Genomic DNA, 16,659 nt, shown 5'->3' on the forward strand with positions numbered 1-16,659 from the left:
CCGGGCGCCGATTCTGACCGATGACCATGGGCGCTCTTGAAGGTGCCGCGGTGCTCGGCCAAAGCACATCGAACGTTTTCATGACCCGTTTCGACGACATACGCCTGCTGCGCACCAACTATTTGCGCGGCCCCAACCTCTGGACCTACCGGCCCGTGCTGGAAGTCTGGCTCGACCTTGGCGCGCTCGAGGACTATCCCTCCAACAAGATCGACGGTTTCACCGACCGCCTGACGACCCTGCTGCCGGCGCTGATCGAGCATCACTGCGGCGTCGGCGAGCGCGGCGGCTTCATCCAGCGCCTGACCGAAGGCACATGGGCGGGCCACGTGCTGGAACACGTCGTGATCGAGCTGCTCAACCTGGCCGGCATGCCGACGGGCTTCGGCCAGACGCGCAGCACCTCGCAGCATGGTGTCTACCGCATGGTCTTCCGCGCCCGCGACGAGCAGGTGGCCCGCGTGGCGCTCGGCGAAGGCCATCGCCTGCTGATGGCCGCCATCAACAACGACCCCTTCGACGCCGCCGCCGTGCAGCGCGCGGTCGACGCGGTCAAGGCCAAGGTCGAGGACTGCTACCTCGGCCCCAGCACCGCGTGCATCGTCGGCGCCGCCACGGATCGCGGCATCCCGCACATGCGGCTCAACAGCGGCAATCTGGTTCAACTCGGCTACGGCGCCAACCAGCAACGCATCTGGACGGCCGAGACCGACTACACCAGCGCCATCGGCGAATCCATCGCCAGCGACAAGGAACTGACCAAGTCGCTGCTCGCCAGTTGCGGCGTGCCGGTGCCCGAGGGCCTGGTGGTCGCCACCGCCGAGGAAGCCTGGGAAGCCGCCGAAGACGTCGGCCTGCCCGTGGTGGTGAAGCCTTCCGACGCCAACCACGGCCGCGGCGTCTCGCTCGAGCTCCACACGCGTGAGGAAGTCATCGCCGCCTTCGCGGTCGCCGAGCCGGAGGGCAGCGACGTGATGGTCGAGCGCTTCATCCGCGGGTCGGAACACCGCCTGCTGGTGGTCGGCGGACAGGTCGTTGCCGCAGCGCGCGGCGAGATCATCACCGTGACCGGCGACGGCACCTCGACCGTGGCCCAGCTCATCGAGAGCCAGCTCAACAGCGACCCGCGCCGCGGTGCAGAAGAAGAGTTTCCGCTGGACGTGATCGTTCTCGACACTGACGCCAAGCTGCAGCTCGAACTCAAGCGCCAGGATCTCGACGGCACCGCGGTGCCCGCCTCCGGCCGGGTCGTGACGATCCAGCGCAACGGCAACATGGCCATCGACTGCACCGACCAGGTCCACCCCGACGTCGCGCATGCCGCCGTGCTGGCCGCCCGCGTGGTCGGCCTGGACATCGCCGGCGTCGACCTCGTGGCGCTGGACATATCACGGCCGCTGGCGGCCCAAGGCGGCGCCATCGTCGAAGTCAACGCCGGCCCCGGCCTGCTGATGCACCTGAAGCCCGCCGTCGGTTCGCCACGGCCGGTGGGTCGCGCGATCTGCGACCACCTGTTCCCCGACGATGCACCGGGTCGCATTCCCGTGGTCGGCGTCGCCGGCTCGCGCGACACCGCCGTCTTGTCGCGCCTGGTCGCGTGGCTGATCGGCCTCGGCGGCCGCCACACCGGTCTGGCCTGCCGCGACGGCCTCTTCCTCGAACGCCGCCGCGTCGATGCACGCAACAGTGCCAACTGGGAGGCCGGCCACCGCCTGCTGGTCAACCGCGCCGTGCAGGCCGTGGTGGTCGAGAACGGTGCCGAAACCATCCTGCGCGACGGCCTCGCCTATGACCGCTGCGAAGTCGGCATCGTGACGGACCTCGAAGGTGCCGAAGCACTGGCCGAATTCGACATCACCGAAAGCGACCAGATGGTGCGGGTGCTCCGTACCCAGGTCGACGTCGTACTGCCCGAAGGCACCGCCGTCCTCAACGCCGCCGACCAGCGTGTCGCCGGACTGGCGCCGCTGTGCGATGGCGACGTCATCCTGTATTCCACCGACCCGCAGGCCGAGGCGCTGGCCAAGCACCAGTCCAGCGGCGGCAAGGCCGTACTGGTGCGTCAGGACCGCGTGGTGCTGGCCAACGGCAGCAGCGAATCCTTCCTGCCCGGACTCGGCCGCCTGACCATCTGGCGCGCCACGCACGTGGGCGTGAGCCTCGAAAGCCTGCTCGCCGCTGTCGCCGCGGGCTGGGCACTCGGCATTCCGCTGAACCTGATCGGCGCCGGCGTCGAAGCCTTCGAAGCCGATCTGCAAGCGGCACTCGCGTCTTTGCAGCTGTCGCAGACCCTTCTTTCGCCCGTCGAACAACAATTTGCCTGACCGGCCGGACCTCGATCCGCGCCACCTACTGCCATGGAAGTTACCCGTACTCGCGCGCTGCGTGGGCCCAATCTCTGGAGCCGCCACACCTGCATCGAGGCGATCGTCACCTGCAAGGACGACGAGAACGCCATCGAACGGCTGGCCGGCTTCGAGCCCCGCCTGCGCGCCCTGTTCCCGAACATCGGCGAACTGCACCCCATCGTCCTCGGCCAACCGCTGGCGCTCGCTCATGTGCTCGAAAACGCCGCCGTGGCGATGCAGGCCCAGGCGGGCTGTGCAGTGAACTTCGGTCACACCGCGCGCACGATCGAAGACGGCGTCTACCAGGTCACCTTTCAGTACAGCGAAGAGGCCGTCGGCCGGCGCGCGCTCGAACTGGCCAAGGCGCTCATCGACGCGTCGCAGAACGGCACCGATTTCGATGCCATCGCGGCCATCACCGAACTGCGCGACCTCGACGAATCCGAGCGGCTGGGCCCGAGCACCGGCTCCATCGTCGATGCGGCCGTCGCGCGCGGCATCCCCTATCGCCGCCTGACCTCCGGCAGCCTCGTGCAGTTCGGCTGGGGCTCTAAGCAGCGTCGCATCCAGGCCGCGGAAGTCGACAGCACCAGCGGCGTGGCGGAGGCCATCGCGCAGGACAAGGAATTGACCAAGCAACTGCTCAATGCGGCCGGCGTGCCGGTGCCGCTGGGCCGCCCGGTCACCGACGCCGATGACGGCTGGGCCGCAGCGCAGGAAATCGGCTTGCCCGTGGTGGTCAAGCCGCAGGACGGCAACCAAGGCAAGGGCGTCACCGTCAACATCACTACGCGGGAACAACTGATCTCCGCCTATGACTCGGCTGCCGTCTACGGCGAGGTCATGGTCGAGAAATTCCTGCCCGGCTTCGACTTTCGCCTTTTGGTCGTGGGCGACCGGCTGGTGGCGGCCGCCCGCCGCGATCCTCCGCACGTGATCGGCGATGGCGCGAAGACGGTTCGCGAGCTGGTCGACGTGGTCAACCAGGACCCGCGACGCGGCGAAGGCCACGCCACCTCGCTCACCAAGATCCGGCTCGACGACATCGCCATCGGCCGCCTGGAAGCGCAAGGCCTCACGCCCGACAGCGTGCCCACGCTCGGCCAGCGCGTGGTGCTGCGCAACAACGCCAACCTCTCCACAGGAGGCACCGCCACCGACGTGACCGACACGGTGCACCCCGAAGTGGCCGCCCGCGCAGTCGATGCGGCGCAGATGGTCGGGCTGCACATCTGCGGCGTCGACATGGTCTGCGAGAACGTTCTGCGCCCGCTGGAAGAGCAGCACGGCGGCGTGGTCGAGGTCAACGCCGCGCCCGGCCTGCGCATGCACATCTCGCCCTCTTTCGGCCGAGGTCGCGCAGTGGGTGAAGCAGTAATGGACACCCTCTTCGCGCACGGCGACGACGGCCGCATCCCCGTGGTGGCCGTCACCGGCACGAACGGCAAGACCACCACCGCGCGCCTGATCAACCACCTGCTCGCCGGCAGCGGCCTGCGCACCGGCATGACCAACACCGACGGCGTCTACGTCGACGGCCGGCAGACCGACAGCGGCGACTGCAGCGGACCCAAGAGCGCCCGCAACGTGCTGCTGCATCCCGACGTCGATGCCGCCGTGTTCGAAGTGGCGCGGGGCGGCATCCTGCGCGAGGGGCTCGGCTTCGACCGGTGCCAGGTGGCCGTGGTAACCAACATCGGCAGCGGCGACCACCTCGGACTCAACTACATCACGACGGTCGAAGACCTGGCCGTGCTCAAGCGCGTCGTCGTGCGCAACGTGGCGCCCAACGGCTATGCGGTGCTCAACGCGACCGACCCCAACGTGGCGGCCATGGCCGTCACCTGCCCCGGCAGCGTGATCTTCTTCGCCGCTGACCGGCAGCATCCGGTGATGGCCACTCACCGCGCACAGGGCAAGCGCACGGTCTACGTCGACCAGGACACGCTGGTCGCCGCCGAAGGCTCGTGGCGCGAGCGCATTCCGCTGCGCGACGTGCAGATCACGCGCAACGGCACCATCGGCTTCCAGGTCGACAACGTCATGGCGTCGGTCGCGGCCGCATGGGCGGTGGGCCTGGACTGGGACACCATCCGCAGCGGCCTCGCCAGCTTCAAGAACGATGCCGCCGGCGTGCCGGGCCGGTTCAACGTGATGGATTACCGCGGCGCCACCGTGATCGCCGACTACGGCCACAACACCGACGCGATGCGCGCGCTGGTCGCCGCGGTCGACACCATGCCGGCAAAGAAGCGCTCGGTGGTGATCAGCGGCGCCGGCGACCGCCGCGACTGCGACATCCGCGACCAGACCGCGATCCTCGGCCAGGCCTTCGACGACGTGATCCTCTACCAGGACGCGGCGCAACGCGGCCGTGCCGACGGCGAGGTCATGGCCTTGCTTCGACAGGGCCTCGAAGGGGCGCAACGCACGCGCTTCATCGACGAGATCCGCGGTGAGTTCATCGCCATCGACAGCGCGCTTGCGCGGCTGCAGCCGGGCGACCTCTCGCTGATCCTGGTGGACCAGGTCGACGAAGCGCTCGCTCACCTCGCCAAGCGCATCGCGGCAGGCTGAGCGCACGCGGAGCGCGCTCGCGAACGCGGCGGGCTTCTGCGAGCCATCTGCCCGTCCGTTTGCGGGATCTGTCCGACAAGAACGTGCGCCACCGGGGACTGGCCGACGGCCGTGCTCTCCCACACACTCCGAGCTTCCCGGGCCGCAGACTGAGCACCCATGGCGGTGCAAGTCCGCGCCGTCAAAGCAAAAGGAGTGATTCATGTCCAATGCCCTTCGTTCGTGCCTTGCGGTTCTTGTCGCGGCCGGCGGTCTTGTCGGTGCATCGTCGGCGCTCGCCCAGGCGTCCACCTCCGGTTCCCTCGTCTGCGACGGCGTCCTGCAGAACAAGCAGGCTTGCCTGCGCGAAAGAGGCGCGGCGCAACAGGAAGCGCGCCGTGGCGGACTCTCGAGTCCCGACGCTGCCACCCTCCAGGCGAATGCGCTGGCGCGGTGCAACCGCCAGCCTCCAGAAGACCGCGCCGCGTGCGAGGCACGTGTGCTCGGCACCGGACAAACCAACGTCACCGGCAGCGTCCTGGGCGGCGGCGTGATCCGCACGACCGTGGTGCCCGTCCCGGCGCGGTAGAGGGGTCTGCCGCATGCCCGCCGCGCAGGTTCAATGTCCTGCCTTGTCATGCGGCTGTCACAAATGGCGAGGACGCGCTGGCTATAGTCAAGGGCTTGTCCCCACGAGGAAAGCCCATGAACGCCATCAAGGTCGCTCGCCGGTTCATTGAAACGGACCCGGCCAACGAGTCGGCAAAGATCCTGGCCAGACTGGTGCTGGCGCTCGAGTCGGAGCACAGCTTCGAACTGGTCACGCTGTATGAACTCGACTACAAGAGCTTCCAGTTGGCGATGGACATCCTCAGGGAATGGCGCCTTGACCGCTATTACGCCAGCAAGTCGAAGCTGTTCGATTTGTCGATGCAGGTCAATGAACTGGACAGCTGATCCCGGCGCGTGGGCGCCGTCAGGCGCGCTGTGACCGAGTTCGAACTCAAGTTCCAGATCGACCCTTCGCACCAGGCTGCGGTCGAAGCGGCGGTGGCCCGGGGACGCTCCTACCGCACGCGGCTTCGCGCGCGCTACTTCGATACCGCGGATGGCGCCCTGGCGGCGCATCGCATCGTGCTACGACTGCGCAAGGAAGGCGGCACCTGGGTGCAGACCGCCAAGGCGCCGACGGACGGGCCGCTCCAACGCCACGAACACAACTTCGAGCTCCCACCCATGGGTGCGCGCGAAGTGCCCTTGCCGCGCATCGACCGGCACGACGGCACACCCGTCGGTGATCTCATCGTCAAGGTGTTGCGCCAGGCGGGGCACGACCCGGCAGCGCTCGAACTCGTCCCGCTCTACGGCACCGACGTCTGGCGCACCACGCGTGAAATGCGCACCGGCGACGCTCTGGTCGAACTCGCTTTCGATCGTGGCGAGGTGCGGTCGGGCGACCGCACGCATGCGCTGTGCGAACTGGAAATCGAACTGAAGCATGGCAGTCCGCAATCGATGCTCGAACTCGCCCAGCGCTGGCGCAACCGGTATGGGCTTTGGCTCGACACCGTGTCGAAGTCGGCGCGCGGCGAACGGCTGGCCAACGGCATCCAGCATGGGCCGCCGACGAAGGCGGTGCAGCCCTCTCTGAAAGGCGATCCGTCCGGCCCGGAGGTTTTTCGCGCAGTGTTGAACACCTGTCTCGCACAGATCCTGCCGAATGCGAGCGAAGTCGCCGCAGGCAGCCAGGACGCGGAGCACGTGCATCAACTGCGCGTGGGCATCCGGCGCTTCCGGACCGCGCTGCGCGAGATGTCCGATTTCGCGCCGCAGATCGACTCCGCGTGGGAGCTCGCGCTCGTCGACGCGTTTCGCGCGCTCGGACTTCGGCGCGACCGCGAGCATCTTCGGCAGAGCGTGCAGCCGCAGATCGAGGCCGCGGGTGGCCCCCCCGTCGCGTGGCAGCACGCTGCCGACGTTCCGGAACCCGCCGACGTGGTGCGCAGCGCGGATTTCCAGACAGTGTTGATGGACTTGGTCACCGCCTCGCTTCCCACGGAGGCCACCGAGGCCACGGACGATGCCCCCGAAGAAGCGCCCCCCGCGCGCAAGCTGCTGCGAAAGCGGCTGGCGAAGCTGCATCGCCAGGTGGTGCGCGACGGCCGGCGCTTCGAGGCGCTGGAGTCCACCGCACAGCACCGTGTCCGCAAGCGCCTCAAGCGCTTGCGCTACCTCGGCGAGTTCGTCGCCCCGCTGTTCGGCCGGCGCGAAGCCAAGCGCTATCTGAAGGAACTGGAGCCGGCGCAGGACGCGCTCGGCAAGCACAACGACGACGCCGTGGCGATCGCTGCCTACCGGCAGCATGCCGCCCACGACGGACGCGCGTGGTTCGCCGTCGGCTGGCTGAGTGCGCGCCAGCCCGACGATGCGGTGGAATGCCGCAAGGCGCTCGACAAGATCGCCGAAGCGCGGCCCTTCTGGAAGAGGCCCTAGCGCCCCCAGCGCAGCACCAGCGGATCGAGCCGCCGCGCGGTCTCGATCAGGCCGGCCCGCGTGTCCGGATGCATGGCGGCCAAGGGATGACGCGGCGCCTCGCAGTCGATCACACCGCCCTCCTTCATCAGCGCCTTGCAGGCCAGCAATCCGGCCTGCCTGTTCTCGTAGTTGATCAGGGGCAGCCACTGCTGGTAGCGCTCGAAAGCCTGCTCGCGCCGGCCCGCGAGGTAGTCCGCGATGATCGGCCGGATGCCGTCCGGGTAGCCGCCGCCCGTCATCGACCCCGTCGCGCCCGCGTCGAGATCTGGCATCAGCGTGATGGCTTCCTCGCCGTCCCACGGTCCTTCGACCGCGTCGCCACCAAGCCGGATCAGTTCACGCAGTTTCGCCGCAGCGCCCGCCGTCTCGATCTTGAAGTACGCAACGTGCACGATCTCTTTCGCCATGCGCGCAAGGAACGGCGCCGACAGCACAGTGCCGCTGGCCGGTGCGTCCTGAATCATGATGGGAATGTCGACCGCATCGGACAGCCGCGCATAGAAGTCGTGAATCTGCGGCTCTCCCACGCGGAAGGTCGCGCCGTGGTACGGCGGCATCACCATCAGCATCGCGGCGCCCATGTTCTGAGCACGCCGGCTGCGTTCGGCGCAGACCCTGGTGCTGAAGTGCGTGGTGGTGACGATCACCGGCACCCGGCCTGCGACGTGTTCCAGGATCGATCGGGTCAGCACTTCGCGCTCCTCGTCCGACAGCACGAACTGCTCGGAGAAGTTCGCGAGGATGCAGATGCCGTCGGAGCCGGCGTCGATCAGGAAGTCGATGGCTCGTTTCTGGCTCGCGAGGTCGAGTTCGCCCGACTCGGTAAAGGTGGTCGGGGCGACCGGGAAGATGCCCTGGTAGCGGCGTTTCGTCGAAGCGGTCATGGAAAGATCTCCGGATCAATGCGAATGGCGTGGCACGGCCGCACCGCGGCAGCCGACGAGGAAGTCGAAGTCGCAGCCCTCGTCCGCCTGCAGCACGTGGTCGACGTAAAGGCGCTGGTAGCCGCCGCCCTTGACGGGCGCTGCGTCGGAGGCGATGGCTTCGAGGCGGTCGGCCAGTTCGGCGTCGCTGATGTCGAGATGCAGCCGGCCCTCGTGGCAATCGAGCTCGATCCAATCTCCATCGCGCACCGCCGCGAGCGGACCTCCATCTGCTGCCTCGGGCGCGACATGCAGCACCACCGTGCCGTAGGCGGTGCCACTCATGCGTGCGTCGGAGATGCGCACCATGTCCTTGATGCCCTGGCGCAGCAGCTTGGGCGGCAGCCCCATATTGCCGACCTCGGCCATGCCGGGGTAGCCCTTGGGGCCGCAGTTCTTCATCACCAGCACGGAGCTCGCGTCGACGTCGAGCGCTTCATCGACGATGCGCTCCTTGTAGTGCTCCAGATTCTCGAACACGACGGCGCGGCCACGATGCTTGAGCAGTTCCGGCGAGGCGGCCGATGGCTTCAGCACCGCGCCGCGTGGCGACAGGTTGCCCCGCAGGATGCAGATGCCGCCATCGTCGATGAGCGGCTTGTCGATCGGGCGGATCACTTCGTCGTTGTGGCTTGGCGCCTCGCGAACGTTCTCCCACAGCGACTTGCCGTTGACCGTGAGCGCATCCGGGTGAGGCAGCAGGCCATGCTCGCCGAGGCGGCGCAGCACGGCCGGCAACCCACCCGCGTAATAGAACTCCTCCATCAGGAAGCGACCCGAAGGCATCAGGTCCACCAGCGTGGGCGTGCCGCGCCCGATGCGCGTCCAGTCCTCGAGTTCGAGCGGTATGCCGATGCGCCCCGCGATCGCCTTGAGGTGAATCACCGCATTGGTCGACCCCCCGATCGCGGCATTCGTGCGGATGGCGTTCTCGAAGGCTTCGCGCGTGAGGATCTTCGACAGCGTCAGCCCTTCGCGCGCCATCGCGACGGCGCGCATGCCCGACATCTGCGCCAGCACATAGCGACGCGCATCGACCGCCGGGATCGCCGCGTTGTGCGGCAGCGATGTGCCCAGCGCCTCGGCCATGCAGGCCATGGTCGACGCCGTGCCCATGGTGTTGCAGGTGCCGGCCGAACGCGACATGCCCGCCTCGGCCGAGAGGAACTGGTGCACGTTGATTTCGCCCGCCTTCATCGCCTCGTGCAGTTGCCATACGGCCGTGCCGGAGCCGATGTCGCGGCCTTCGAGCTTGCCGTTGAGCATCGGCCCGCCCGTGACGACGATGGCCGGGATATCGCAACTCGCGGCACCCATCAGAAGCGCGGGCGTAGTCTTGTCGCAGCCCGTGAGCAGCACCACCGCGTCGATCGGGTTGCCGCGGATCGCCTCCTCCACATCCATGCTCGCGAGGTTGCGCGTGAGCATGGCGGTCGGCCGCAGGTTCGATTCACCGTTGGAGAACACCGGGAACTCCACCGGAAAGCCCCCCGCCTCCGAGATGCCCCGCTTCACGTGCTCGGCGATCTTGCGGAAGTGCGCGTTGCACGGCGTCAGCTCCGACCAGGTGTTGCAGATGCCGATGATGGGCCGTCCGTCGAACTCGTGCTCGGGGATTCCCTGGTTCTTCATCCAGCTGCGGTACATGAAGCCGTTCTTGTCGGCCATGCCGAACCATTCGGCCGAACGCAGTTTTCTCGGGGAGTCGGACATGCGATGGATTCCGTGAATTGGGAGAGAAAGACAGAGCCCTCAGTGCCGCTCGGCCGCACGCGCGGAGAACAGCCGCTGCAGGAGGCAGAAGACGAAGAGCAGCACGCCGACCACGATGCGCGTCCACCAGGAGCTCAGCGTGCCGTCGAAGGAAATGAGCGTCTGGATGATGCCCAGCATCAGCACGCCGAACAGCGTGCCGACCACATAGCCGACGCCACCCGTAAGCAGCGTGCCGCCGATCACCACGGCGGCGATGGCGTCGAGTTCGAGGCCCACCGCGTGCAGGCCGTAGCCCGACAGCATGTAGAAGGTGAACACCACGCCGCCCAGCGCGGAGCAGAAGCCGGAGAGCGTGTAGACGCCGATCACGGTGGAGCGCACCGGCAAGCCCATCAACAGCGCCGATTGCTCGCTGCCGCCGATCGCATACACGGTGCGGCCGAAGGGCGTGTAGTGCGCCACGAACACCGCGAGCGCCACCACCGCCAGCGCAATCAGCCCGCTGATCGTGATCGATGCCCCGCCCCACACCGGCATGCGCCACTGCGAGACCTCCGAGTAGAACTCGTTGGTGATGCTGATGGAGTCGATGCTGATCAGATAGCAGAGCCCGCGCGCGAGGAACATGCCGGCCAGCGTGACGATGAAGGGCTGCAGTCGGAAGCGCTCGATCAGCACGCCCATGAAGGCGCCGAAAAGCGTGCCCATCGCCAGCACCAGCGGGATCACGATCGCGGGGCTCCAGCCGTGCTTTTCGACCAGCGAGGCCGAGACCATCGTGGTCAACGCGATCACGGAGCCGACCGAGAGATCGATGCCGCCCGACAGGATCACGAAGGTCATGCCGACCGCGACGATGCAGAGAAAGGCGTTGTCGATCAGCAGGTTCAAGAAAACCTGAGGCGAGAAGAAGCCGTCATAGAAGACCGAGCCCAGCGTCGCCATCAGCACGAAGAGCGAGATGGTCGCGGCCAGGGGCAGGTACTTCGGATTCATTCGCGTGCGCGGCCGCTTCACCGGCGTCCCGGACTCCGGCGCGCGCGCCGCGGACTCGGGCGCCACGGCGCTCATCTCGCCACCTCCCCACGCGCCGGCCGCTGCACCAGTTGGCGAAGGCTCGCGCGGAACTCGGCCGATTGCAGCAGCATGACGACGAACACCACCGCCGCCTTCACGACCAGATTGATCTCCGGTGGCACCCCTAGCGAGTAGATCCCGTAGGTCAGCGTCTGGATGATGAGCGCGCCGATCACGCTGCCGACCAGGCTGAAGCGCCCCCCCGTGAGCGCCGTGCCGCCGAGCGTGACGGCCAGGATCGCGTCGAGTTCCAGCAACTGACCCGCGTTGTTGCCATCCGCGCTCTTGACGTTCGAGCTGATCAGCAGGCCGGCCACGCCCGCGCAGAAGCCGCAGAACATGTAGGCGCACACGATGATGCGGCGTGAACGCACCCCGGCCACGCGCGCCGCGTTCGGGTTGATGCCCACCGACTGGATGAACAGCCCCAGCGCGCTGCGCGTGATCGCGAGATAGACCACAGCGAACACGACGGTGGCGATGTAGACGGAGAACGGCAGCCCGAAGAGGTAGCCACTGCCGATGAAGAAGAAGGGCGCGTAGTAGATCGTGATGATCTGCCCGCCCGTGATGAGCTGCGCGATGCCGCGCCCCGCGACCATCAGGATCAGCGTCGCGATGATCGGCTGCATACCCACGCGCGCGACCAACAGGCCATTCCACAGCCCGCACACCGCCGCCACGGCCAGTGCCGCAACGATGGCCAGCCACATCGGGAAGCGGCTCACCTCGGCGGCGGCACCGTTGCTGACGACCAGCGATCCGCCGATCATCCAGGCCGCGAGCGCCGCCGCAATCGCCACCACCGCGCCGACCGAGATGTCGATGCCGCGCGTCGCGATCACCAGCGTCATGCCGAGCGATACCAGCACCAGCGGCGATGCGCGATTGAGGATGTCGATCAGGCTGCCGTACAGGTGCCCGCCGCGCACCTCGATGTGCAGAAAGCTCGGATTGAAGATCGCGTTGATCGCCAGCAGGATCAACAGCGTGATGACCGGCCACACCAGCCGATGGCGGAAGACCCGCGCGACGATGGAAACCGAGTCTGTGTTGCTCATGTCAGCTCCACCGTGCAGCCCATACCAGAAACACCGCGGAACCGGCTCGGCCGGGCCGCCGGTGTTGCCCCCGGCAGGGGGTGGAGAGCGACACGAAGTGCGCGAGCCTGGGGGCGAGTCATATCTCTGCTGCGATGAGGTCGTACACCGCGTCCTCGCTGGATCCCGCAGGCAGCTCGCCCACCTTTCGCCGCTCGCGCAGCACCGCGATCCGGTGCGAGACGCGCACCACCTCGTTCATCTCGGACGAGATGAACAGCACCGCCATGCCGCTGCGCGCGAGACGCAGGATCTCGTCCATGATTTCCTGCTTGGCCGCGACGTCGATGCCGCGCGTCGGCTCATCGAGGATCAGCAGGCGCGGCTCGATCGCCAGCCAACGCGCCAGCAAGGCCTTCTGCTGGTTACCGCCCGAGAGCAGGCCGATCGGCGTGTCGACGCTGGCCGTCTTGATGCCCAGCGCCTTGACGAAGCGCTCCGCCAGCGCGGTCTGCTCCGCGCGCGACAGCGTGTTGCGCATACCGAGTCGTGCCTGCAACGCCAGCGCAATGTTCTCGCGCAAGGACAGGTCGGCCACGATGCCGTCCGTCTTGCGCTCCTCGGGGCACAGGGCCAGGCCGTGCTTCACCGCATCCGCCGGACTGCCCAGTTCGACCACGACGCCATCGATGCGCAGGCTGCCGCTATCGGGCTTCGCGAGGCCGAACAGCAGCCTCGCCAGCTCGGTGCGGCCGGAGCCGAGCAAGCCGGCCAGCCCCACGATCTCACCCGCGTGCACGCCGAGATCCACCGGTTGCAACTGGCCGCGCTGGCCCACGCCTTCGGCCTGCAGCACCGCAGGTGCGCCCTCCTCGATCGGTGGAAGCTGCGCGTGGCCCGTGGCCTGCGCCACGAGTTCGCGTCCGACCATCGCGGCGATCAGGGCCTGCGGCCCGAGGTCACGCGTCGCCCATTCGCCGACCCAGGCACCGTTGCGCAACACCGTGATGCGGTCCGACACGGCATAGACCTGGTTGAGGAAGTGCGTGACGAACAGGATGGCCAGCCCCTCCCCCCGCAGTCTGCGCAGCACGGCGAAAAGGCTCTTCACTTCGTCGTCGTCGAGGCTCGACGTCGGCTCGTCGAGGATCAGCACCTTCGACGACAGGCCCAGCGCGCGCGCGATCGCCACCAGTTGCTGCACCGCGACCGAGTAGCTCGACAGCAGCCGCGTGACATCGATGTCCACGTCCAGCCGCGCCAGCAGCGCACGCGCCTGTCGATGGACTTCGGCCCAGTCGATCCGATAGCCCTGCGCCAGCCCGCGGCGCGGGTAGCGCCCCGAGAAGATGTTCTCGGCCACCGAGAGGTTCGGGCAAAGGTTCACCTCCTGGTAGACCGTGCTGATGCCCATGCGCTGGGCCTCCAGCGGCGACGCCGGCCGGATCGGCTGGCCGGCCAGCAGCATCTCGCCGCTGTCAGCTGCGTAGACGCCGGTCAGCACCTTGATGAGCGTCGACTTGCCCGCACCGTTCTGCCCCATCAACGCATGGATCTCGCCGGCCCGAAGCCGCAGCGCCACGCCGCGCAGCGCCGGAACGCCGTTGAACTGCTTGTCGATGCCCGTGAGCTGCAGCACGGGCGCGTCGGAAGAGGATTCGTGCTTCATTTGTTCTTGTTGTAGACGTCGATGAACACGGCGGCCAACAGCACCAGCCCCTTGATGACCTGCTGGTAGTCGATGCCGATGCCGAGGATGGACATGCCGTTGTTCATCACGCCCATGATGAAAGCGCCGATCACCGCGCCCATGACCCTGCCGACGCCACCCGACGCCGAGGCACCGCCGATGAAGCAGGCCGCGATCACGTCGAGCTCGAAGCCCAGCCCCGCCTTGGGCGTCGCCGTGTTGAGTCGCGCCGCGAACACCAGCCCCGCCAGCGCCGCGAGCACGCCCATGTTGACGAAGGTGAGGAAGGCCAGCCGCTGCGTCTTGATGCCCGACAGCCGCGCCGCCTTCTCGTTGCCACCGAGCGCATAGATGCGGCGGCCCACCGTGGTGCGGTTGGTGACGAAGTCGTAGGCCACGATCAGCACCGCCATCACGATCAGCACATTCGGTAGCCCCTTGTAGGTGGCGAGCAGGTAGCTCAGCAGGAGGATGGCCGCCGCGAAGAACAGGTTCTTGGCCAGGAAGAAGGCGTAGGGCTCCTGCGCCATGCCGTGCTGCGCGAGCTTCGCGCGGCCGCGCAGCTTGAAGAACACCAGCGCCGCCGCGGCCAGCGCGCCGAGCAGCAGCGAGGTGGTGCGCAGGCTCTCCCCGCTGAACACGTCCGGCACGAAGCCCGAACTCAGTTTCTGGAACGCTTCAGGGAACGGTCCGACCGACTGCCCCGCCAGCAACGCCAGCGTGAGCCCCTTGAACACCAGCATGCCCGCCAGCGTGACGATGAACGACGGGATCCTGAAGAAGGCCACGAACCAGCCCTGCGCCGCGCCGATCACGCCGCCCGCGACCAGGCACACGATGAACGTCGGCACGAAGTGCCACTCGTACTCCACCATCAGCACCGCCGCCAGAGCGCCGACGAAGCCGCACACCGAGCCCACTGACAGGTCGATGTGACCGGCCACGATCACCAGCAGCATGCCGAGCGCCATGATCACGATGTAGCTGTTCTGCAGCAGCAGATTGGTGAGGTTCAGCGGGCGCATCAGCGTGCCGTCCGTCAGCACCTGGAACAGCACCATGATCGCGACCAGCGAGATCAGCATGCCGTATTCGCGCAGGTTGTTCTTGAGAAAGCCCGCGTGCTCCCCGCCGGTCGAGGCCGGTGCGCTGATCGGGGTGGCCGGCTTCACGGCATCGACTTCAGGCGGCATGGACGCTGCTCCCGGAGGCGACGATGACGCGCATTATTTTCTCCTGCGAGGCCTCGGCCACAGGAAACTCGGCGACGAAGCGGCCCTCGTTCATCACGTAGATGCGATCGCACATGCCGAGAAGTTCCGGCAGTTCGGATGAAATCATGAGAATGCCTTTGCCCTCGCTCGCGAGCTGGTCGATGATGGTGTAGATCTCGTACTTGGCGCCGACGTCGATTCCGCGCGTCGGTTCGTCGAGGATGAGCAGTTCCGGCTTCGCGAACAGCCACTTGCTCAGCACCACCTTCTGCTGGTTGCCGCCCGACAGGTTGACCACGCGCTGGTCCACTCCGGCGCAGCGGATTTTGAGCGCGCGCCGGTAGTCGTTCGCCACCTTGAACTCGCGGCCCTCGTCGATCACGCCGCGTTCCGACACCGCGGCCAGGTTCGCGAGGCTCACGTTCTTGCGGATGTCCTCCTCCAGAACGAGCCCCGCACTCTTGCGGTCCTCGGTGACGTAGGCGATGCCGTGGTCGATGGCCTTGCGGATCGTGCCGACGTCGACTTCCTTGCCGTGCATGTGGACCGAGCCGCTGATGCGCTGCCCGTAGGAGCGGCCGAACACGCTCATCGCGAACTCGGTCCGGCCCGCGCCCATCAGGCCCGCGATGCCGACGATCTCGCCGCGCCGTACGTGCAGGTTCACGCCCTTGATCTGCTCCCGGTCGGCGTGCAGCGCGTGGTGCACGCGCCAGTCGCGCACCTCGAAGATGGTCTCGCCGATGTGCGGCGTGCGATCCGGATAGCGGTGCGCCATGTCGCGCCCGACCATGCCGCGGATGATGCGGTCCTCGCTGATCGGCGCGGCGCCGCACTCCATCGTCTCGACGGTCGCGCCATCGCGCAGCACCGTGATCGAATCCGCCACCTTGGCGATCTCGTTCAGCTTGTGCGAGATGAGGATCGACGCAATGCCCTGCGCCTTGAGGCCCAGCAGCAAGTTCAGCAGGGCATCGCTGTCGCTTTCGTTCAGGCTCGCGGTCGGCTCGTCGAGGATCAACAGCTTGACCTCTTTCGAAAGCGCCTTCGCGATCTCCACCAACTGCTGCTTGCCAACGCCGAGGTTGGTGATGAGCGCGGTGGGCGGTTCCTTGAGCCCCACCTTGGCCAGCAGTTCGCGCGTCTTGGCGTACGCCTCGAACCAGTCGATCACGCCACCGCGCGCTGTCTCGTTGCCGAGGAAGATGTTTTCGGCGATGGACAGCAGCGGCACCAGCGCCAACTCCTGGTGGATGATGATGATGCCGAGCTTCTCGCTGTCGGCGATGCCCCTGAAGCGGCGCAGCTCGCCCTCGAAATGGATCTCGCCCTCGTACGAATCGCAGGGATAGACGCCGCTCAACACTTTCATCAGCGTGGACTTGCCAGCGCCGTTCTCGCCGACGACTGCGTGGATCTCGCCTGCGCGCACCGCAAGGTTGACGTTGTCCAGCGCGTTCACGCCGGGAAAAGTCTTGGTGATGCCCCGCATCTCCAGAATCACATCGTTCACCCTGTCTCCTTCGAGCCTGCGAGGCCGGCCGGCCCCGCATCGCCTGT

The 16,659-nt window shown here is 67.3% G+C and carries 12 protein-coding genes; 5 read left to right on the forward strand and 7 right to left on the reverse strand.

The annotated features are described in order from the left end of the window. The first annotated feature begins 80 nt into the window (after positions 1-80). The 5 genes from cphA (QTI04_RS13885) (at position 81) to QTI04_RS13905 (ending at position 7,397) form a co-directional block, all read left to right on the forward strand. Positions 81-2,324: a cyanophycin synthetase gene (cphA, locus tag QTI04_RS13885; protein WP_286616177.1), complete on the forward strand. Its 2,244-nt coding sequence runs from the start codon at positions 81-83 to the stop codon at positions 2,322-2,324. A gap of 33 nt (positions 2,325-2,357) precedes the next feature. Continuing rightward, on the forward strand, positions 2,358-4,925 hold the full coding sequence (gene cphA, locus QTI04_RS13890; RefSeq protein ID WP_286602852.1) for a cyanophycin synthetase: 2,568 nt from the start codon (positions 2,358-2,360) through the stop codon (positions 4,923-4,925). A 202-nt stretch (positions 4,926-5,127) separates the two neighbouring features. Then, positions 5,128-5,493, forward strand: coding sequence for a hypothetical protein (locus QTI04_RS13895; protein WP_286602853.1), 366 nt, complete (start codon positions 5,128-5,130; stop codon positions 5,491-5,493). Between the two features lie 116 nt (positions 5,494-5,609). Then, entirely contained in the window at positions 5,610-5,861 is a 252-nt protein-coding gene (locus QTI04_RS13900; RefSeq protein ID WP_286616178.1) for a hypothetical protein, read from the forward strand. Positions 5,862-5,891: 30 nt separating this feature from the next. Continuing rightward, positions 5,892-7,397: a CYTH and CHAD domain-containing protein gene (locus QTI04_RS13905; protein ID WP_286616179.1), complete on the forward strand. Its 1,506-nt coding sequence runs from the start codon at positions 5,892-5,894 to the stop codon at positions 7,395-7,397. Here the strand turns inward: QTI04_RS13905 and QTI04_RS13910 are convergent. The 7 genes from QTI04_RS13910 to mmsA form a co-directional block, all read right to left on the reverse strand. Further along, on the reverse strand, positions 7,394-8,323 hold the full coding sequence (locus tag QTI04_RS13910; RefSeq protein ID WP_286616180.1) for a dihydrodipicolinate synthase family protein: 930 nt from the start codon (positions 8,321-8,323) through the stop codon (positions 7,394-7,396). The two genes, QTI04_RS13905 and QTI04_RS13910, sit on opposite strands and share 4 nt — an antisense overlap. Positions 8,324-8,338: 15 nt before the next feature. Beyond that, a complete protein-coding gene (locus QTI04_RS13915; protein ID WP_286616181.1) occupies positions 8,339-10,075 on the reverse strand; it encodes an IlvD/Edd family dehydratase in 1,737 nt (578 codons plus the stop codon). Between the two features lie 39 nt (positions 10,076-10,114). Continuing rightward, positions 10,115-11,149: a galactofuranose ABC transporter, permease protein YjfF gene (gene yjfF, locus QTI04_RS13920; RefSeq protein ID WP_286616182.1), complete on the reverse strand. Its 1,035-nt coding sequence runs from the start codon at positions 11,147-11,149 to the stop codon at positions 10,115-10,117. Further along, a complete protein-coding gene (locus tag QTI04_RS13925) occupies positions 11,146-12,216 on the reverse strand; it encodes an ABC transporter permease (protein WP_286616183.1) in 1,071 nt (356 codons plus the stop codon). Before QTI04_RS13925 ends, yjfF begins: the two co-directional genes overlap by 4 nt. A 118-nt stretch (positions 12,217-12,334) precedes the next feature. Further along, positions 12,335-13,864: a sugar ABC transporter ATP-binding protein gene (locus QTI04_RS13930; RefSeq protein WP_286616184.1), complete on the reverse strand. Its 1,530-nt coding sequence runs from the start codon at positions 13,862-13,864 to the stop codon at positions 12,335-12,337. Continuing rightward, positions 13,861-15,078 (reverse strand): multiple monosaccharide ABC transporter permease, encoded by a 1,218-nt coding sequence (gene mmsB, locus QTI04_RS13935; protein WP_286602863.1) that lies wholly within the window; start codon positions 15,076-15,078, stop codon positions 13,861-13,863. The genes QTI04_RS13930 and mmsB overlap by 4 nt, the downstream gene beginning before the upstream one ends. After that, positions 15,068-16,591, reverse strand: coding sequence for a multiple monosaccharide ABC transporter ATP-binding protein (gene mmsA / locus QTI04_RS13940; protein WP_286616313.1), 1,524 nt, complete (start codon positions 16,589-16,591; stop codon positions 15,068-15,070). The genes mmsB and mmsA overlap by 11 nt, the downstream gene beginning before the upstream one ends. Positions 16,592-16,659 lie beyond the last annotated feature (68 nt).

It is taken from the genome of Variovorax sp. J22R115, from assembly GCF_030317005.1.
Taxonomy (GTDB): Bacteria; Pseudomonadota; Gammaproteobacteria; order Burkholderiales; family Burkholderiaceae_C; genus Variovorax.